The sequence below is a fragment of the Amycolatopsis sp. WGS_07 genome (assembly GCF_045278895.1).
Taxonomy (GTDB): Bacteria; Actinomycetota; Actinomycetes; order Mycobacteriales; family Pseudonocardiaceae; genus Amycolatopsis.
Window position 1 is genome coordinate 3,889,606 of the sequence record NZ_CP136053.1, and the last position, 18,995, is coordinate 3,908,600.

The window sequence follows — 18,995 nt, forward strand, 5'->3', positions numbered from 1 at the left end:
CTCGCCTGGGTGCCCGCTCGCTGGGCCGCCTTGCCTGCCATGACCGCCCCGCTCGCCCGGGTGCCCTGCTCGCCCGGGTGCCCTGCTCGCCCGGGTGCCCCGCTTGCCCGGGTGCCCCGCTCGCTAGGCCGCCCTGCCCGCCAGGGCCGCTCGGTTCGCCGGGCCGCCTTGCTCGCTCCGTTTGCCCCTCTCGCCGGGCGAGTCCTGTCCGGCAAACCGCCCTGCTCACCCCGCTCGCCGGGCCGCTCCGCTCGCCAGGCCGCCCTGCTCGCCGGGCCAGTCCTGTCCGGCAAGCCGCCCCACTCGCCAGGCCAGCCGACTCCCCAGGCCAACCCCGCCCAGCAAACCCACCCATCCGCACCTCACTGGCACCCCCGCCAACCGCCCCCTCCGCCGCAGGTCGCCGGTGGTCCGCCAGCCCCCGCCAAGTAACCTGGGCGGCGCTATGGACAAACGAACCGGTCTTCCCATCGTCGGCATGGTGGGCGGCGGCCAGCTCGCCCGCATGACCCAGCAGGCGGCGATTTCGCTCGGCCAGTCCCTGAAGGTGCTCGCGGCCGACGAGGGCGACGCGGCGGCCCTCGTGGCCAGCGACGTCGTCATCGGCCACCACACCGACCTCGACGCGCTGATCGACTTCGCGCGTCAGGTCGACGTCGTCACCTTCGATCACGAGCACGTGCCCGGCGAGCACCTGCTCACCCTCGCCACCGAGGGGTTCGTCGTCCGCCCCGCGCCCACCGCGCTCGGGTTCGCGCAGAACAAGCTCGTGATGCGCGAGATGATGGCCGGCCTCGGCGTGCCCGGCCCTGCCTTCGCCGAGGTGTCCTCTGTGGACGATGTGGTGAAGTTCGGCGGGGAGCACGGCTGGCCGGTAGTGCTGAAGGCGTCGCGCGGCGGGTACGACGGCCGGGGTGTCTGGATGCTCGACACCGCGCAGCAGACCCGCGAGACCGTCCCCGAACTCCTCGAAGCCGGCACCGAGCTGCTGGTCGAGGAGAAGGTCGCGATGAAGCGCGAGCTGTCCGCGCTCGTCGCGCGGTCCCCGTTCGGGCAGGGCGCGGCGTACCCGGTGGTCGAGACCGTGCAGACGAACGGCATCAACACCGAGGTCCTCGCCCCGGCCCCGGGGCTGTCCGAGTCTCGTGTGCACGAGGCGCAAGAGCTGGCGCTGCGCATCGCCTCGACGCTCGACGTCACCGGCCTGCTCGCGGTCGAACTGTTCGAGACCGAGAACGGCCTGCTGGTCAACGAACTGGCGATGCGCCCGCACAACTCCGGGCACTGGACCCAGGACGGCTCGCGCACGTCGCAGTTCGAACAGCACCTGCGCGGCGTCCTCGACTACCCGCTCGGCCGCACCGACCTGATCGCGCCGGCGTGCGTGATGGCGAACGTGCTCGGCGCGGACGTCTCGCCGCAGATGAGCCCGGACGAGCGCGTGCACCACCTGTTCGCGCGGTTCCCCGAGGTGAAGATCCACCTCTACGGCAAGCAGGACCGGCCCGGGCGCAAGCTCGGGCACGTCAACTTCATCGGCGACCGCATGGACGACCTGCGCAACCGCGCGCTGCTGTCCGCGCACTGGCTGTCCCACGCCGTCTGGCTCGACGGCTACGAGATCCACTGAAGGGGAACACAATGGCGCCGCAGGTGGGCGTGATCATGGGCAGCGACTCCGACTGGCCGGTGATGGAGGCCGCGGGCCAAGCGCTGGACGAGTTCGGCGTCGAATACGAGGTCGGCGTCTACTCGGCGCACCGCACCCCGCAGCGGATGCTGGACTACGCGAAGTCCGCGGCCGACCGCGGCATCCGCGCGATCATCGCGGGCGCGGGCGGTGCCGCGCACCTGCCGGGCATGGTCGCGTCGGCGACGGTGCTGCCGGTGATCGGCGTGCCGGTTCCGCTGAAGTACCTGGACGGCATGGACTCGCTGCTGTCGATCGTGCAGATGCCGGCCGGCATCCCGGTCGCGACCGTGTCCGTCGGCGGGGCACGCAACGCCGGGCTCCTCGCGGTCCGCATCCTCGCCGCCGCCGACCTGCAGCTGCAGGCGAAACTGGCGCAGTTCCAGGAGGACCTGGAGCAGTTGGTGCTCGATAAGGACGCCAAGCTCCGCGAAAAAGCAGGCAAGTAGGCCGTGGGTGCGGAGGTCGGTCCTCCGCACCCACGCACAGCTCAAGCCGGGTTGGGCAGCTGCTTCCGCAGTTCGCGCTTCAGCACCTTGCCCGCCGCCGACACCGGGATCTCCGGCACGAAATGCAGCTCCCGCAAGCGTTTGTACGGCAGCACCTTCTCGTTCACCGCCGCCATCAGCTGCTCGGCGTCCACTGAGGAATCCGGCTGCCGCACCACGAACGCCACCGGCAGCTCGCCGACCTCCGGGCTCGGCCGCCCGACCACCGCTGCGGACAGCACGCCGGGCGACGCGCTCAGCAGTTCTTCCAGCTCGCGCGGAAAGACGTTGTATCCCTTGTACAGCAACATGTCCTTCTTGCGATCCACAATGGACAGATAACCGTCCTCGTCGAGAACGCCGATGTCGCCGGTGTGCAGCCACCCGTCGACCAGCGCGGCGGCGGTCTCCTCCGGACGGTTCCGGTACCCGCGCATCACCTGCGGCCCGCGCAAGCACACCTCGCCCTCCTGCCCGGGCGGCAACGGCTCCTCGCTGCCGTCGGCGACGAGCTTGACCTCGGTGTCGAAGATCGGCCCGCCGACCGATCCGACCTTGCGCACGCCGGACCGGTAACTCGGCGAGATCACCGCGCCCATCGTCACCTCGGTGAGCCCGTATCCCTCGGCGATCACGACGTCAGGGAACCGCTGGTGCAGCGCGCGGATCATCTCGTGGCTCATCGGTGCCGCGCCGGAGCCGATGTTGCGCACCGACGATAGGTCGGCAGTGTGGAACGCAGGCGTCGCCAGCAGTGCCGCGAACAGCGCTGGCGCACCGCCGATGGTCGTGACCTTCAGTCGTTCCGCATCCGCGACGTATGCCGCCGGATCGAAACGGGCATGCAGCACGGTGGTCCCGCCGCCCAGCAGGGGACCGTTGAGCCCAGCGATCACGCCCATCGCGTGGAACCACGGCGTCAGGTTGATCGCGGTGCCGGTGCCGAGCCGGGTCGGCCATTCGTCCGGGCTGCCGATCTGGTCGATCGTCAGGTCGCCGTTCGCGTCGAGCGCGGGCACCGAGCCGGTCGACCAGCAGGTGTGCTGCAGCGTGTTCGTGACGACGTTGCGGTGCGTGAGTTCGACGCCCTTGGACCGCCCGGTCGTGCCACCCGTGTAGGCGAGATGCGCGAGGTCGGTGTTGACGTCGATCGCCACGTCCGGCCTGGTCGCGGGCTGGTCGGCGAAGAACTCGCGGAACTCCACGCTCCCTTCGCCGAGGTCGCCGGTGGGCGCGACGACGATCGTGAGCCGCGCCGGAATCTGGTCCGCGACGCCAGCGAGAGTGCCCGCGACCGGCCCGAACGTCACCACGGCGGCGGCCGCGCAGTCGGTCAGCTGGAAGGCGAGGTCGTCCGGCGGGAGCAGCGGGTTCGTCGGACTGAACGTCGCCCCCGCCAGCAGGATGCCGTGGTAGGCGATCGGATACGCGAGACAGTTCGGCAGATGCACGGCGACCACGTCGCCACGGCCGATGCCGCGAGCCCGCAGCGCCTGCGCGAACTGGCAGGCAGCGTGCCAGGTCTGCGCGAAGGTGAGCCGGTCGTCGCCCATAGCGAACGCGACGCGGTCGCCGTAGCGCGTCGCGGCGCCGGCGAGCACCGAACCGATCGGCACCTCGGGGTAGTCAAGGGAAGCGGGCAATCCGGGCGGCGGGGTCGACGCAGTGGCAGCCATCACTTGACCATACGAACGGTGAGGCCGAGGACACAAGCAGCGAGCTGCCGCGTTCGCAGTGAACGCGGGCTAACATCGGGGGACTTTCTCCCGTTTCGCTGCAGAAGAGGTGACTGAAGGTGGCCGAGGGCCTGTATCAGCTGGCCGAAGAGCACGAGGAACTGCGGGCCGCGGTCCGGGCGCTGGCCGAAAAGGAGATCGCCCCGTACGCGGCCGAGGTCGACGAGCAGGAGCGCTACCCGATCGAGGCCAACCAAGCGCTCGTCAAGGCCGGATTCAACGCCGTCCACATCGGCGAGGAGTACGACGGCCAAGGCGCCGACGCCATCGGCGCGTGCATCGTGATCGAGGAGGTCGCCCGCGTCGACGCGTCGGCGTCCCTGATCCCGGCGGTCAACAAGCTGGGCACCCAGCCGATCATCCTGTCCGGTTCGGAGGACCTGAAGAAACTGGTCCTGCCGTCGATCGCCTCGGGCGAGGCATCGGCGTCCTACGCCCTGTCCGAGCGAGAAGCAGGTTCGGACACCGCGTCAATGCGCACCCGCGCCCGCCTGGACGGCGACCACTGGGTCCTCAACGGCACCAAGTGCTGGATCACCAACGCCGGCGAATCGTCGTGGTACACGGTAATGGCCGTGACTGACCCGAACGCCGAAAAGAAGGCCAACGGCATTTCCGCCTTCGTCGTGCACAAGGACGACCCAGGCTTCTCGGTAGGCCCGAAGGAAAAGAAGCTGGGCATCAAGGGTTCCCCGACCCGCGAGATCTACTTCGAAAACTGCATCATCCCCGCCGACCGCATCATCGGCGAACCGGGCACCGGCCTGAAAACCGCCCTGCGCACCCTGGACCACACCCGCCCGACAATCGGCGCGCAGGCTCTAGGCATCGCCCAAGGCGCCCTGGACGCGGCAGTCGCGTACGTCAAGGAACGCAAACAGTTCGGCAAGGCAATCGCGGATTTCCAAGGAATCCAGTTCATGCTGGCCGACATGGGAACGAAAATCGAAGCCGCCCGCCACCTGGTCTACGCCTCCGCCGCCTCCTCCGAACGCGGAGACAAGCGCGCCGGCTTCACCGCATCAGCCGCAAAGGCCTACGCATCCGACGTGGCAATGTCAGTAACCACAGACGCAGTCCAACTATTCGGCGGCGCGGGCTACACCCGCGACTTCCCCGTGGAACGCATGATGCGGGACGCGAAGATCACCCAGATTTACGAAGGCACGAACCAGATCCAGAAGGTCGTGATGGCCCGGGCCCTGCTGAAGGGCTGAGCTTTGGCGGTTCGCTAAAGGACCCCGCCACCCGAACCGGGCGGCGGGGTTCTTTGCGACTGAACCTACCGCTTACGCAAGGGTGACTGGTTACTGAGGCGTGGGCCGCCAATTCGAGGCCGAGTATGGATCGTCGAGTCTCTTCCCGTGTTATTGAACGGGTGAACAGTTTTTGGCGATTGTTCAACGAGGCGACTGGCGGGTTGTCAGAGTTGCGGCAGTTCGCCGCTTGTCCTGCTTATCCCGGCGCACGGTGGGGTGAGATGGACAGTTTCGGGTACCCCACCGTGCTCGGTTGGCTACAGTACGGTCGGAGGGCCGGGCTGGTGCCTGGACTGGGAGTGGACGTGCGTGCACGGCGAGGGGTGGGCATGGCTGAGGGTGACCCGGGGAACGCGATCGAAACGACAGGGTGGCTGACTGGGCTGCCGATCACCGTCGTGGGCACGGCGATGAACGTGGCCAAAGGAGTGGCAGACGCTGCTGCCGTCGCGTCTGCCACGAAGGCCGGGGCGGGGTTCACCCTGAGCCCCGACGAAGCGCACTCACTCCTTGAGCGTGCGAAACGACTTCGCGACAACGCGATGAAGATGCGATCGAGCGCGGAAACATTGACACTGCTGACCCCGCCGGCGCAAGACCCAGGGAGTGTCGGGTTTAATCAGCAGGCGGTCAAGACATTCGCGGCGGGCAAAGACTCGAACGAGCGCATGTACGAATACATGGTGGAGCTGATCGGCCGACTGGAAAAGGCGCTCGGCATCGTCCACGAGTCGGACGGTCAGGCGGCTGTCGATGTGAAGAATGTTGGTCGTGGCGCGCAAAGCGAGGGGATTGTCGGATGAAGGCGCGGTTCGTTCTTCTGGCTGCGGTCGCGGCAGCCGTGGTCGTGTCGGGATGTTCTGGCGGTTCGGCGTCCGGTGGTTCTCCTGGCTCGGCTAGTGCTCCGGCCTCGTCGTCTTCGGCGGGCAAGGCTCTGCCCTATGCGGGCGCACCGAAGGTTGAGAACCCATTGCCTGATTCGGTGCTGTCGGTGCATCCGTGTGACAGCGCGCTGACCCCGGAACAGGTGGGCAAGGCTCTGACGCAAAGGCCGCTTGGCGAGCACGACGACAAGCCCGAACTCGGTGCGCAGTGCCATTGGACCAACAGCGAGGTTGGCGCGGGTGTCAGCGTAATTTATGTGACCAAGGTATTGGACGGGTTGAGCGCGGTCTACGCGAACACGAAGCCGCAGTCCACGGTGTGGCGTCCGCTTCCTTCCGTTCAGGGTTTGCCCGCGGTCGCGCACTCGACCTACAGTTCCGAAGGATCTAAGTCGTTTTGCCAAGTAAGTGTCGGAATTAGCGACAAGTACACCGTCGGCGTCTCGGTTAACCTGAGCCCGGCGAAGGTCGGAGAGCAGAAGGATCCGTGCAAGGCCGCGGAAACGGTCGCGGACATGGTGGTCACCAATCTGAAGCAGAAGGCGGGTGCGTGACCGATGGGGTTCTTTGACTTCATCGGTGAGGGGGCCAAGTGGATTGGCGACCGCATCAGTGATGCGGATGACTGGGTCAACGACCGTATCAAGGATGCGGGTGGGTGGTTCTCCGATTTCTACCACGGAAACCTCGGCGATCAAGCCGTGCCGGCGCCGGTGATTGTGCAGCAGGTTCAGCAGGGGCCGGGGACCTCGTCCTGGGACAGTGGTAGTTCCACGGTTCAGAAAATGATCCAGGAGCACAACCAAAACAGCGACGACGCTCAGCAGATCACCACGATGCTGGAATCCGTCTGGACTGGCCAAGGGGCTGATGCGGCTAGGGCTCGGCTTCGGCCGTTGTCTGAGGCTTCTTCTACTTCCGCGCAGGCCTATGTGGTCAATGGGCAGAAGCTTGTCGACACCACGCACGGCTACAACGACATGAAGATCTCGCTGCAGGCGATGCCGCCGGTGCCTCCGCATAAGAATCTTTGGGATCAGGGCACTCCGTGGGACACGGACACCGAGAAGCAGATCAACCAGTACAACGCGGCGGCGAACCACAACGTCGAGCGGTATCAGAAGTACGCGGATCAGGCCAAGGTCAACGGGCAAGGGCTGAATAGCAATTACGGCCAGGTCTCCGGATTTGACGGGCAGAATCTCAAGATCGACTCCGGTGGTGATCCTGGCACAGGACAGAGCGGGGTGCACGAGAGGTCTTATCGTGGGCCGTCGCGGGATTCTGGTGAGCCAGGGATCGGGAGTGGGCCGGGGACTGCTGGTGGGTCGGGGAGTTGGGCGGGTGCCGGTGGGCCTGGGGCGGCTGGCGGGCCTGGTGGGGTGTCGGGAAGCACGGTGCCGCCCGGAAGCACGATCCCGCCCGGAAGTGCGGTGCCGCCCGGAGGTGTGGTGCCGCCGGGGAGTGGTGTGTCTCCGGGGTATCGCCCGGGGGAGCACGACGGGACTTCGACGTCTGGGTGGACGCCGCCGTCGGTTGAGCGGGGTGGGGGATCGAATTGGACGTCCCCGGCGCCGGTCTCGTTCGGGGGTGGTGGCGGCAACAGCGGGGTGCCGGCTCTGGGTGGGTTTGGGCCACTCGGCGGCAGCGGAACCGGCAGCGGAGGCGAAGCGGGCGGTCGGAGTGGCGGGATCGCGGCGCGGCTCGGCGGCGGGTCCGGAGTCGGAGCAGGTGTGGGCCCAGGAGAAGAAGTAGCGGCTCGCGCGGCGGGGAAGGGTGCGGCCGGGGCCAAGGGGACGCCGGGGATGGGCGGTATGGCTCCGGGTGGAAAGGGCAAGAGCGAAGAGGACAAAGAACACCAGCGCAAGTACGGAATCGACGACGACTCTGCCTTCTCTCTCGTCGACGAGAACGGTGAGCGGGCCCTCGATCCACGCACGGGGCTGCCTCCGACGCCGCCGACGATTGGTGGTTGAGGGGCGTTATGACGATCATCGACAGGCCGCTGCGGATGCCGCGGCCGGTGTTCTTGGCGCTTTGGCACGCGGAAAACCTCGGCAAGGTACCGGTGGTGGTCGAGGACACGCCGATGTACTTGACCGAGGAAGGCGCTGCTGAGCGGGAGAAACGGACGCGGGAACTTCTTGCGCAGCTTGGCGAAACCGCGAAGGCCTTGCTTGACACGCTGAAACTGCTCGCGACCGCCCGGCATGAGGTCTACGGGTGGACCGACTTCGGTACCCATCAGGAGGACAACGGGGCGATTCTCGTCGCGGCGTCGGGGCGGGAGGCCGTTCGGCTGATTACCGACGCGGAGTTCGTTCAGCTCGATCCGGTGGCGCCGAACGAGCTGGCGGCCTGTTTGGTCATGGCGATGCCGGAGTGCCCGCCGGCCTCAATCAGGGTGATGCGGGTCAGCCGGGAGTATTACGACGGGGGCAGCGCCGATCCGCTGGCTGAGGAAGGCGGCGAGGCGGACGAGCTGCGGTACCTGATGCGGGCGCCGCGCGATGCGGTGCATCAGTTGCATGCCGCGGTCCGGGACGAGCGCGGTCGTCGGTACAGCTCGCCGCTGTCCGTGATCGATCTCAGTGGGCGGGGGCGGGTGCTGAGCTTCCAGAGCACCCGGGACGGCGAGGCGCAGATCAGTGTCTACCCGGGAAACCGGGCCTCCTTGATCGATGCGGTTGACCGAACGCTCGCTGAACTGCGATAAAAACTAGTAACCGCGTTTCCCTTTCTCGTGTTCCGCGTTAACCACTGCATCGGGTTCACAGAGAGGTGAAGCGGAATGGGCGTACGCGCGTTCGGACGAGGGATCGTTCTCCTGGCGGCGACAGTGGTCGCGCTCGGCGGAGCCACTTCGGTGGCCTCGGCGGAAACCGAGCCGACTGGTCCGGTGCAGCCGAACATCATCGCCGCGGCGATCTACTCGGTCGGGCAGCCGACGATCGCGCCGCCGGGGGCCAACGACTGGGACTGCAAACCGTCCGCGGAGCATCCGAACCCGGTGTTGCTGTCCAATGGCACCACGGCCAACGCGTACGAGAACTGGGCGGATCTGTCCCAGCAGCTCGCCGACGAGGGGTACTGCGTGTTCGCCGGGAACTTCGGCGGGTCGCCGGGGGCGTTCCTGCAGACGGTCGGCCCGGTGGCGGGGACGGCGGGCCAGCTCGCGACCTTCGGGGACAAGATTCTCCAGGCCACCGGGGCCTCGAAGCTCGACATCGTCGGGCATTCGCAGGGCGGGATGAATCCTCGCTACTGGATCAAGTACCTCGGCGGCGCGAGCAAGATCGGCAAGCTGATCGGGCTGTCTCCATCCAACTACGGCACCAACCTGTTCGGCCTGCTCACCGCGATCCAGGCGATTCCGCCCGCTCGCGACCTCGTCGGGGTGGCCTGTGCGGCCTGCAACGAACAGTCCACCGGTTCCGCGTTCCTCACCGACTTGAACGCGGGCGGCGACACCGTTCCCGGCGTCGACTACACCGTCATCCAGACCCGGTATGACGACGTTGTCACCCCGTACACCAACGCCTTCCTCAAGCCCGCGCCCAACGTGAAAAACCTCGTCCTCCAGGACGTCTGCGGGCTCGACTACACCGACCACCTCGGCATCACCTACGACCCGATCGCGCAGCGCGAGGTGCTCAACGCGCTCGACCCGGAGCACGCGAAGAAGCCGGACTGCGTGTTCGTGCCCCCGGTGATCAGCTGAGATACCCCCAGCCCGGGGTATAAACGCGAACACTTTCGCCGACTTGGTTGTGCAAGCGCGCCCCGCGATGTCACAGTCGGCGGCATGTTCTGGCTGCTCCCCGACACCTGGACGCCGCACGACGAGGCCGAGTTGGTCGCCGGATGGCGGCTTTGGCTCGAGCTGAGCGATCGCGCGTGGCCCACCGCGTCGTGGGACGGCACCCCGGCGGGCGCGGTGGGCCAGTTGCGCGAACTGCTCGACGCGTGCGACGAAATCGAGCGCACCTGCCGGGAAACAGCCGAACCGTCGGCGGAGTTCACGGACCTCGTGCAGCCGCTGGTGCTGTGCGCGAGTGCGGTGATCTGCCTGTGGTGGGACGACCACGCCCCGCTCGATTCCGCGCGCGCCAAGGCGCTCCACGAGGACCTGCGCCGGTTCTCGGCCCTCGCGGAGCGCGTCCTCACGCTGTTGTCCGCCCACGGCGGCTGGACGGAACTCGACCTGGCCCGCCGCCACCCGGCTTGAGCCGGTATTCGGCGAAATTGGTGACGAGCGTGCCCTCGCCTTGAGTCAGCGCGGGCAACGCTTGTTCCAATTCATGTGCTGAGGCGGCTGGGAGATGGCCGTCCACAGTGCACCGGTCGCCGGTGATCACTGGCTCGCCGGGGATCGCGCGTAGCTCGACTAGTTTGCGCAGCACGGCACTTACCGCGGACGCTGGCGCTTCCAGTTCGAACGCGTGGACTGGCTCGTACACCCGGGTTCCGGCCTGGCGCAGCGCTTCCTGCAGCACTAGCCGGGTCATGCCGCGGAAATCCCCAGCGGTGCTGACGGGCGGGTAAAACGCGGTGTCGGTGAGGGTGACTACGCAGTCGATCACTTCCCGGTCGTGCAAGCCTTCGCGCAGGACCTCGTGCACGGTCTCCTCAATGGCCGTGTGGAACGACAGCGGCAGTGAACCGAGTTCGACTCCCAGCCGGTAGTCGGTGCCGGAGCCCGGCGGGCCTGGTTCGACGCGAAGTCCGACGGTAGCCCAGAAGAACACGCGTTCGTCTGGAGCGGGGTGACGGACCCGGTGTCCAGTCCCATGTAGACGTTCGACCAGAAGTGGCTGCGACTCATCGAATTCGGCTGCGATGCCGTACTCCTCGGCGAGCGTTGTCCGGATGACCTCTTTCTGCACCTCGCCGTACAGCCGGACGGTGATTTCGTGATCCTGTCGGCGAATGCTGATCAATGGGTCCTGTTCGGACAGTCGGGTCAACGCGGTGTACAGCGCGCTGGTCTGGTCTGGGTCGACCGGAGACACCAGCGTTTCCAGGCTCGGCGGCGCGAAAAACTGGCTCTGGGAAAGGCCAGCGATTTCGCCGAGCCGGTCGCCGATTTGGATCTCCGGCAATCCCCAGACGCGTGCGACATCACCGGCCAGCGCTTCGCCGGACACTGGGGTTGCGCCGTGCTCGAACACTCGCACTGCGGAGGGGCGGCCGACGCCTTCCTCGCCTGGGCGTCGGAAAGGTACTGGACGGCGGGCCGCGAGTGAACCGGAAAACATTCGTACGTAAGCGATTTTCTCGCCAGCTCGGCCACGTTCGATCTTGAAGACGGTAGCGTCGAGTGGTCCGTCCGCTCGGCGTTCGCGGGACGGCAGCAGTTCGTAAACCCCGGCGATGAGGTCGGCGACGCCCGCTCCAGTGACTGCCGAACCGAAGAAGACCGGATACACTGCGGCGGCAGCGACTTGACGCGCCAACGCTTTTCGGTAGTCCACGACGGACGCCGTACCGGCCACATAGGACTCAAGAAATTCGTCGTCCCCGGCTAACGCGTCGGCCAGCCGTTCATCGAAGGGCAGTGGCGTCGGATGCGCGTCCGCGGTGCCGATTCCCGTCACCGTGCTCATCGCGACGCATTGCGGGGAAAGCTTGGTACGCAAGGATTCCAGCAGGGAAGCTTCGCGGGCCCCGGTGCGGTCGATCTTGTTCACGAACACGAGCACCGGAATGCCGAGCCGGACGAGCGTGCGCATCAGCACGCGGGTCTGGGCCTGCACCCCTTCCACCGCGGACACGACGAGCACCGCGCCGTCGAGCACGCCGACGGCGCGTTCGACCTCCGCGATGAAATCGGGGTGACCGGGGGTGTCCACGAGGCTGAGCCGGTGGCCGGGCGTGCTGACCGCCACGACGGCGGACTTGATGGTGATGCCGCGCCGGCGTTCGAGGTCGAGCGAATCGGTTTGGGTGTCGCCGTCGTCGACGCGACCGGCGTGGTCGATCACGCCGGTCTCGAACAGCAGACGTTCGGTGAGGCTGGTTTTACCTGCGTCGATGTGCGCCAGGATGCCGATGGTCAGTGCTTTCATGCGTGCGGAAGTCCTCAGATACGGGAGACAGGCCGAACTGGGGTCGATCGGACTGTCGGCGCATCGGGGCTCCTCGCAGGTAGAGAGACTACGGCCGCGAGCAGCACACACCCGCGGTTATCGGCACGGTAGCGCCGTACCCGGCGCGGTGTACAGCGAGTTTTCGGTGCCTGTCGGTTTCCTGTCGATCACTGGCTGACACCCCCGCGCCGGTGTTCAGTGCCTTACCGTGGGCCGGGTCAGTTGAATTTTCACCTATCGGGAGCTGTCTCCATGTTGACTCGAGTCAAGGACGTCGCGCTGCTGCTCGGCCGGATCGGCATCGCGGTGGTGTTCTTCGCCCACGGCCTGCAGAAATGGAACAGCGGCGTGGGTGCGACCGCCGACATGTTCAGCCAGATCGGCATCCCGCTGCCGAGTGTCTCCGCGTTCCTCGTGATCGTGCTCGAACTGCTCGGGTCGATCGCGTTCGTCGTGGGCTTCCTGCTGCCGGTGGTCGCCATCGGCTACGCGATCAACATGGCCGGCGCGCTGATCTCGGTCCACGCGGCGAACGGCCTCACCGGCGAAGGCGGCTACGAGCTGGTGCTGGTGCTCGGCCTCACCGCGCTGGCGCTGGGCTTCAACGGCGGCCGGCTGTCGCTGGACCACGTGCTGTTCTGGCGTCGTCGCCAGGGCGCGAACGAACTGCAGAACGCCTGAGCGCCGCGGTGAGTGCTGACACCGCGGTCAGCACTCACGCGGTCAGGTCTGCGGTGGTCTTTTCGGCCTCGCGGCGGGCGGGCAGTTTCGCCGGATCCGCGTTGGTGACCTGGACCAGGTGCGCGCTGGCGGCGAGCGGAACGAGCAAGCCGTCCAGTACGCCGTCCGGCACCGTCCAGTCCATCGTGGACAACACGCGGTCGGCGGCGGTCAGGCCGAGTTTCGCCGCGCGGGCAGTGGCTTCCGCCCACACTTCATCCACAGTGGAGGATCCGAGCGCCGGGGTGTCGCCGGGGATCGGCTGCATCGGGACGAACTGGTCGCCGGACATCCGCGCCTCGACGAGGTAGTCGAGCGCTCCGCCGGACGGCGGCGTCGACAGGCCGCGGCCCATCGGGTCGAGCGATACCACCGCGACGGCCGGGGCGGCGATCTCTTCGTCCGGGCTGGTGAATACCACCCGCGCGCCGTCCGGCTCCGCGACCACGTGCGCCCCGCACCACCACGCGCCGAGCAGCACGCCCGCGGTCTGCCAGTGCGCGGGCAGCCGCACCGCGACGGCGTCGCCCGGCTCCACGTCGAACTCGTCGACCAGCCAGTTCGCCGTCTTCGCGGCCCAGTTCTGCATCGTCGCCACGGACAGCTCGACCCGGCTGCCGAGCCGGTCGTCGTAGTGCGTGACCAGCGGTTTCGCCGGCGAGGCCAGGAGCGGGCGCAGCAGCTGCTCGGTGAGACTCATGCGTTCAGGCTAGCCGCGGCGTCAGTCGACGCAGGGCACGCCCGGGAGTCCGGAGTCCAGGCCCTGCGGGACCGCCCCGGCCGCCGCGCCACCGCCCCCGGAGCCGTCCCGTCCGGCCAGCCCCGCGACGAACTTCTGCACCGCCGCCGGATCGACCTCCACGATGCTTTGCCCGTCCTCGCTGCGGCCGTTCGTGGTGATCACCGGGATCGTCGCGAAGGTCAGGTCGCCGGACGCGATGCCCTTGACCTGCTGGGCGAACTCGAGCACGTCGAGGCTGTCGTCGAGCACGAACGACCGGTGCACCGCGTCCATCAGGCTGTTGAGCGTCGACTGATTGGTGAGCGTGCCCGCCGACAGCACCTTGCGCAGCGCCGAGGACAGGAACGCCTGCTGCCGCTTGATCCGGTCGAGGTCGCCGTTCGGCAGGTTCTTGCGCTGGCGCACGAAGGACAGCGCCTCGCCGCCGCTCACCGTCTGCACGCCGCGGCGGAAGTTCGCGCCGGAGTCCTTGTCCGACGTCGCGTGGTTGAGGCACACCGGCACGCCGCCGACGGCCTCGGTGATCAGGTAGAACCCGAGCAGGTTGACCTCGGCGTAGTGGTCGATGCGGGCCTGGGTGAGGTCCTGCACGGTCTGAACCAATGCCCGCCGTCCGGCGGCGTCCGAATCGCGGGCGAGCTTCGCCTGGTCGTGCTCGCCTTGGGCGCGTTCCTCCTGCTCGGCGCGTGCCTTGGCGACGCCGTACGCGGAGTTGATCTTCGCTTTGCCGCGGCCCGGCACGTCGACCCAGCTGTCCCGCGGGATCGACACCGCGGACGCCTTGCCGCCGTTCTTCGGGATCCGCAGCAGGATGACGGTGTCGGTGTTGATGCCGGCTTTTTCCTCGGTGCGCAACGACTTCAGCATGCTCAGCGGCAGCGGGTTGCCCTGCATGTCGGTGCGCGCGTCGCTGCCGACGAGCAGGATGTCGGTGCCGCCGTCGTCGGCGGGCGGGGCAGGCGGTTCGCCCGCGCGCGGCGTGAGGACGTCGGTGGTGGGGACGTTGTCCTGGAGCTTGTCCGTGGTGACGTACGCGTAGCCGGTCCCGCCCAGCGCGATCAGCGAAACCAGGCCGAGCGCGATGCGGCGGGTGATCCGGGTGACCCGGCCCGTGCGACGCGCTGGTTCCGGCTCCGGCGGCGGCGCGGGGTTCGAGGGCTGGGGGAGTTCGACGCGCGGGTGCGGGGAGGGCTTCCACTCGGAAGTGGCTTCCTTCGCGACACCTTCGTCGCCCTCGGTAACCGGCTCGGTCTCCTCGGCGGAGGTGTCCTCGGCCACTTCCTCGGCAGCCGATTCGGCAGCCGGCTCAGCGGCGGCGTGCTTCGGCCCCGCCGTTCCGTCGGATTCACGGCCCGAGGCGTCGGAAACCGCCGGACTGTCGGCGGAATCCGCCGTCCGGTCCGGTTTGTCCTGGTTCTCGCTCACCCCGGCTACCTCCCCGCTCACCAGCGTACGGCCAGCAGTGCGCCGCCACGCTGGGTGCCCGACTCTAGTTGACGCAGGGGACATCGCCCGCCGTGATCGGCGGCGCGGGTGAGTTCGACGGCCCGGACTGCGGCGATCCGGACTGCGTGGACGAGGGCGGTGCCGCAGGCGGGGCGGAGGAGGTCGTGGGCGACGCTCCGGGCGTGTCCTTGGCGTCCTTGCCGAGAATCACCCGGACGTGCCCGGCGGCGACGTCGGAGTCCGGCTCGGCCTGCGCGGTGCCGCCGAGGGCTTGCCGGACCAGGTCGGCGGCGGCCTCGTCGGACGGGTGGTAGCGCAGCACGGTGGTCGAGCGGGTGGACAGCTTCGTGCTCGTGCCGAGCTGGAAACCCTTGCCCTGCAACAGGCTCCGCAGCTGATCGGCGGCACCCGAACCGGAGCCGTCGAACAGTTCGACGGTGACCTTTTCGGCCCCGGGCACCGGGGCGTCGCTGGCGGGCGGCGCGCTGCCGTCGGAGGTCAGCCGGTCGATCTCGGCACGGACCTTCGCCTGGTCGACGCGCAGCACGTCCGCGCCGCCCATGACCGCGTTGCCCTCGGTGGGGATGGTGTGGAACTCGACGTTGCCGCCGGTCAGCCCGCGCATCTGGTCGACGAACTCGGCGAGGTCCCAGCCCACGGACAGCACCACGGACTTCTTCACCGCCTCGATGAGCTGCGCGATCCGGACCGGGTTGGCCAGCACCTCGGACGAGAGCACCTTGCTCGCGAGCCCGGACAGGAACGCCTGCTGGCGCCCGATCCGGTCGAGGTCGCCGTTGGGCAGGCCGTAGCGCTGCCGGACGAACGCGAGCGCCTGCACGCCCTCGACGGACTGCTTCCCGGCGGGCAGGTTGACGCCCGACTTCTTTTCCTGCACCGCGTGGTTGAGGCACACCTGCACGCCGCCGATGGCCTTCGTGACCTCGTAGAAGCTGGACAGGTTCACCTCGGCGTAGCGGTCGATCATGCCCGGTTTGCCGATGAACTTCTCCAGCGTCGCGACCAGGTTCTTGCGGCCGGCGAGCTTGGCTTTCTCGTCGACGTCCTTGAGGTCGGCGTTGCCCTTGGCCTGCAGCGACTTGGCGGTGTCGTTGTAGGCGTAGACGTACGCGCTGTTGAGCTTGTGCTTGCCGAAGCCGCCGGTGATCTCGACGTAGGAGTCGCGGGGGAAGGAGATCGCGATCGCGTGCTCCCCGTTCTGCGGGATGTGCACGAGGATCATCGTGTCGGTCTGCTTCTCGCCGTCGGACTCGCCGGCGTGCAGCATGTCGAGCACCTCGCGGGGCAGCGGGTTGCCCTGCGCGTCGGTGCGGCTGTCCTGCCCGACCAGGAGGATGTCGATGGCCCCGTCGAGCGGTTTCGCGTGCGGCTGCTGCTCGCCGAAGATCGCCGTGGTGGAGAACCCGGACTGCGGATCGCCGATGAACTGCCAGCCGTACCAGGTCAGCGCCAGCACGATCACCGACACGACGGACAGCGCGATCTTCCCGCTCCGCCGCAACACGACGAGCACGCCGCGACCGCGGTGCACCGGCAGCGGTGTCCCCGGCCATTCGGCCACTGTTCCTCCCCAGGATGCCCCGCGCATTTCGCGCTTTTCCGAACTCTACCGACTCATCTGTGAGCCACCCGTAGGCTGGGGGCGAGAATGCCCGGTCGGGCGGAAGGGTGGATGAGGATGCGGGTCCTGGTCACGGGCGGTGCCGGGTTCATCGGTTCGCACTATGTGCGGCAGGTGCTGTCGGGGGCGTACCCGACGCTGGCCGACGCCGAGGTCGTGGTGCTCGACAAGCTCACCTACGCGGGCAACGAGGCCAACCTGGCCCCGGTCGCCGACAGCCCGCGGCTGCGCTTCGTGCGCGGCGACATCTGCGACACCGCACAGGTCACCGAGCTGATGCACGGCGTCGACCTGGTCGTCCACTTCGCCGCGGAGTCCCATGTGGACCGATCGATCCTCGGCTCGGCGGACTTCGTGCTCACCAACGTGCTCGGCACCCAGACCCTGTTGCAGGCCGCGCTGGAAGCGCAGGTCGGGAAGTTCGTGCACGTCTCGACGGACGAGGTCTACGGGTCCATCCAGGACGGTTCGTGGTCGGAAGACCACGTACTGGAGCCGAATTCGCCGTACTCGGCGTCGAAGGCCTCGTCGGATCTGATCGCCCGCTCGTACTTCCGCACGCACGGCCTTCCGGTGTGCGTCACGCGGTGCTCGAACAACTACGGCCCGTACCAGTTCCCGGAGAAGGTCATCCCGCTCTTCGCGACGAACCTGCTGGACGGCAAGAAAGTTCCGCTCTACGGCGATGGTCTGAACGTCCGCGACTGGCTGCACGTGGACGACCACTGCCACGGAATCCAGCTGGTCGCCGACGGCGGCCGCCCCGGCGAGATCTACAACATCGGCGGCGGCACCGAACTGACCAACCGGGAACTGACCGAACGCCTGCTCGCCGCGGCCGGAGTCGGCTGGGAAATGGTCGAACCAGTGACCGACCGGAAGGGCCACGACCGGCGGTACTCGGTCGACATCGCGAAGATCAGCGGTGAACTCGGTTACGCTCCGCGGGTGTCGTTCGAGGACGGGTTGGCGGAGACCGTGCGCTGGTACGCCGACAACCGGGCGTGGTGGGAGCCGCTGAAGGCCCGCGCCGCGCTCGGCACGTCCTGAAACCCTTGTCGTAGTAGGAGGTACGCCGGTGCGGCTGGCAGTGCTCGTGCCCGGCGGTTCCGGTCAGCTGGGCCGGGACCTGGTGAATACCGCGGGCTCCGGGACGGAGGTGCTCGCCCCTTCGTCGGCTGACCTGGACATCACGGCCACCGGCCAGGTGATCAGCGCGGTCGGAGAGTTGGCTGAGCGGGCTGCCGCTGCCGGTGCGACGCCGGTGGTGATCAACGCGGCCGCTTATACGGCGGTCGATGCGGCGGAGTCTGATGAGGCTCGGGCGTTCGCGGTGAATGTGGACGGGCCACGGGTGCTGGCGGCGGCTTGCACTTCGCGTCGGGTGCCGTTGATTCATGTCTCCACGGATTATGTCTTTCCTGGGGATGGGGATCGGCCGTACGAGGTGGATGACGCTCTCGGGCCTCGTAACGCTTATGGACGGACTAAGGCCGCCGGGGAAGATGCGGTCCTTGGATCCGGGGCTTCGGCTTGGGTGGTGCGGACCAGTTGGGTTTACGGGAAGGGCGGATCCAACTTCGTCGAGACCATTCGACGGTTGGAGTCTGAACGGGATGAGCTGTCCGTTGTGGACGATCAGGTTGGCGCGCCGACCTGGTCGGCGGATCTGGCCTGCGGCCTTTGGGAGCTAGCCGAGGCAGTCGCTTCTGACCGAGGCCCGGCGGGGAAGGTCCTGCACTGCACCGGTGCCGGTGAGACGTCCTGGTACGGCTTCGCCCGCGCAATCTTTGAGGAGATCGGCGCAGACCCCACCAGGGTCAAACCCTGCACCACCGAAGAGTTCCCCCGCCCAGCCCCCCGCCCCGCCTACTCTTTACTCTCCAACGCTTCCTGGCGAGACGCCGGACTAACTCCACTGAGGGATTGGCGCGCGGCTTTAAACTCGTACCTAACCGCATAACTAGAGAAACGCCCAGCCCCTCCCCACCCCCGATACGAAGCCAAAACACGGTCTGGGTCGGCTTGTCAAGGTACTCTTTCCAGCCTTGACAAGCCGACCCAGACCGTAGTCACACTTATGGCTCGGGGGTGCCTTTCTCGGGGCTTTTCCGGCTCCGCCGGGTCTTTCCCGGCTTCGCCGGGTTTCCTTGAGAGGGGACCCCCACCCCGATCCTTTAATTGTCACTACGGTCTGGGGTGCTTTGTCAAGGCGGGAAAGAGTACCTTGACAAAGCACCCCAGACCGCGTGCTTGGCGGGGATCGGGGTTGCGGGGGGTCTGGGTGGTTGCTTGCTTG

General features: G+C 67.7%; 17 protein-coding genes. 12 read left to right on the top strand and 5 right to left on the bottom strand.

Annotated features, from left to right (window positions below; all coding sequences use genetic code 11):
- The first annotated feature begins 445 nt into the window (after positions 1 to 445).
- Both RPX00_RS18615 and purE read left to right on the top strand, forming a co-directional pair.
- Complete coding sequence (locus RPX00_RS18615) at positions 446 to 1,630, top strand: 5-(carboxyamino)imidazole ribonucleotide synthase (protein WP_406640952.1); 1,185 nt, start codon at positions 446 to 448, stop codon at positions 1,628 to 1,630.
- A gap of 11 nt (positions 1,631 to 1,641) precedes the next feature.
- Entirely contained in the window at positions 1,642 to 2,139 is a 498-nt protein-coding gene (purE, locus tag RPX00_RS18620; protein WP_406640953.1) for a 5-(carboxyamino)imidazole ribonucleotide mutase, read from the top strand.
- A gap of 41 nt (positions 2,140 to 2,180) precedes the next feature.
- Here purE and RPX00_RS18625 read toward each other — a convergent pair whose 3' ends face one another.
- Positions 2,181 to 3,854, bottom strand: a complete 1,674-nt coding sequence (locus RPX00_RS18625; RefSeq protein WP_406640955.1) for a class I adenylate-forming enzyme family protein — start codon at positions 3,852 to 3,854, stop codon at positions 2,181 to 2,183.
- Positions 3,855 to 3,973: 119 nt separating this feature from the next.
- On the opposite strand from RPX00_RS18625, the gene RPX00_RS18630 reads away from it, so the two are divergent.
- The 7 genes from RPX00_RS18630 (at position 3,974) to RPX00_RS18660 (ending at position 10,285) form a co-directional block, all read left to right on the top strand.
- A complete protein-coding gene (locus tag RPX00_RS18630; protein WP_406640957.1) occupies positions 3,974 to 5,131 on the top strand; it encodes an acyl-CoA dehydrogenase family protein in 1,158 nt (385 codons plus the stop codon).
- Positions 5,132 to 5,502: 371 nt separating this feature from the next.
- Positions 5,503 to 5,976, top strand: a complete 474-nt coding sequence (locus RPX00_RS18635) for a hypothetical protein (RefSeq protein WP_406640959.1) — start codon at positions 5,503 to 5,505, stop codon at positions 5,974 to 5,976.
- The gene (locus RPX00_RS18640; RefSeq protein ID WP_406640961.1) at positions 5,973 to 6,611 is read left to right on the top strand and encodes a DUF3558 domain-containing protein; all 639 of its coding nucleotides are present in this window, start codon (positions 5,973 to 5,975) and stop codon (positions 6,609 to 6,611) included. The genes RPX00_RS18635 and RPX00_RS18640 overlap by 4 nt, the downstream gene beginning before the upstream one ends.
- Before the next feature lie 3 nt (positions 6,612 to 6,614).
- Positions 6,615 to 8,033 carry a hypothetical protein gene (locus tag RPX00_RS18645; protein WP_406640963.1) on the top strand — a complete coding sequence of 473 codons (1,419 nt, stop codon included), beginning with the start codon at positions 6,615 to 6,617 and terminating at the stop codon, positions 8,031 to 8,033.
- Between the two features lie 8 nt (positions 8,034 to 8,041).
- Positions 8,042 to 8,773 (top strand): ESX secretion-associated protein EspG, encoded by a 732-nt coding sequence (locus tag RPX00_RS18650; RefSeq protein ID WP_406640965.1) that lies wholly within the window; start codon positions 8,042 to 8,044, stop codon positions 8,771 to 8,773.
- Between the two features lie 75 nt (positions 8,774 to 8,848).
- Complete coding sequence (locus RPX00_RS18655; RefSeq protein WP_406640966.1) at positions 8,849 to 9,778, top strand: esterase/lipase family protein; 930 nt, start codon at positions 8,849 to 8,851, stop codon at positions 9,776 to 9,778.
- Positions 9,779 to 9,862: 84 nt separating this feature from the next.
- Complete coding sequence (locus RPX00_RS18660) at positions 9,863 to 10,285, top strand: hypothetical protein (protein ID WP_406640968.1); 423 nt, start codon at positions 9,863 to 9,865, stop codon at positions 10,283 to 10,285.
- Here the strand turns inward: RPX00_RS18660 and RPX00_RS18665 are convergent.
- Positions 10,221 to 12,125: a GTP-binding protein gene (locus RPX00_RS18665; RefSeq protein ID WP_406640970.1), complete on the bottom strand. Its 1,905-nt coding sequence runs from the start codon at positions 12,123 to 12,125 to the stop codon at positions 10,221 to 10,223. The two genes, RPX00_RS18660 and RPX00_RS18665, sit on opposite strands and share 65 nt — an antisense overlap.
- 273 nt (positions 12,126 to 12,398) lie before the next feature.
- Here RPX00_RS18665 and RPX00_RS18670 point away from each other — a divergent pair, with 273 nt between their 5' ends.
- Positions 12,399 to 12,827 carry a DoxX family protein gene (locus RPX00_RS18670; protein WP_406640972.1) on the top strand — a complete coding sequence of 143 codons (429 nt, stop codon included), beginning with the start codon at positions 12,399 to 12,401 and terminating at the stop codon, positions 12,825 to 12,827.
- Positions 12,828 to 12,861: 34 nt separating this feature from the next.
- On the opposite strand, the gene RPX00_RS18675 is transcribed toward RPX00_RS18670, so the two are convergent.
- From RPX00_RS18675 to RPX00_RS18685, 3 genes are all read right to left on the bottom strand, one after another.
- Positions 12,862 to 13,566 (bottom strand): TIGR03089 family protein, encoded by a 705-nt coding sequence (locus RPX00_RS18675; RefSeq protein WP_406640974.1) that lies wholly within the window; start codon positions 13,564 to 13,566, stop codon positions 12,862 to 12,864.
- Between the two features lie 21 nt (positions 13,567 to 13,587).
- Positions 13,588 to 15,033: an LCP family protein gene (locus RPX00_RS18680; protein ID WP_406640976.1), complete on the bottom strand. Its 1,446-nt coding sequence runs from the start codon at positions 15,031 to 15,033 to the stop codon at positions 13,588 to 13,590.
- A 64-nt stretch (positions 15,034 to 15,097) separates the two neighbouring features.
- The gene (locus RPX00_RS18685) at positions 15,098 to 16,636 is read right to left on the bottom strand and encodes an LCP family protein (RefSeq protein ID WP_406640978.1); all 1,539 of its coding nucleotides are present in this window, start codon (positions 16,634 to 16,636) and stop codon (positions 15,098 to 15,100) included.
- 117 nt (positions 16,637 to 16,753) lie between these two features.
- Here RPX00_RS18685 and rfbB point away from each other — a divergent pair, with 117 nt between their 5' ends.
- Together rfbB and rfbD are read left to right on the top strand one after the other, a co-directional pair.
- Positions 16,754 to 17,746, top strand: a complete 993-nt coding sequence (rfbB, locus tag RPX00_RS18690; RefSeq protein ID WP_406642991.1) for a dTDP-glucose 4,6-dehydratase — start codon at positions 16,754 to 16,756, stop codon at positions 17,744 to 17,746.
- 28 nt (positions 17,747 to 17,774) lie between these two features.
- Entirely contained in the window at positions 17,775 to 18,659 is an 885-nt protein-coding gene (rfbD, locus tag RPX00_RS18695) for a dTDP-4-dehydrorhamnose reductase (RefSeq protein ID WP_406640980.1), read from the top strand.
- Positions 18,660 to 18,995 lie beyond the last annotated feature (336 nt).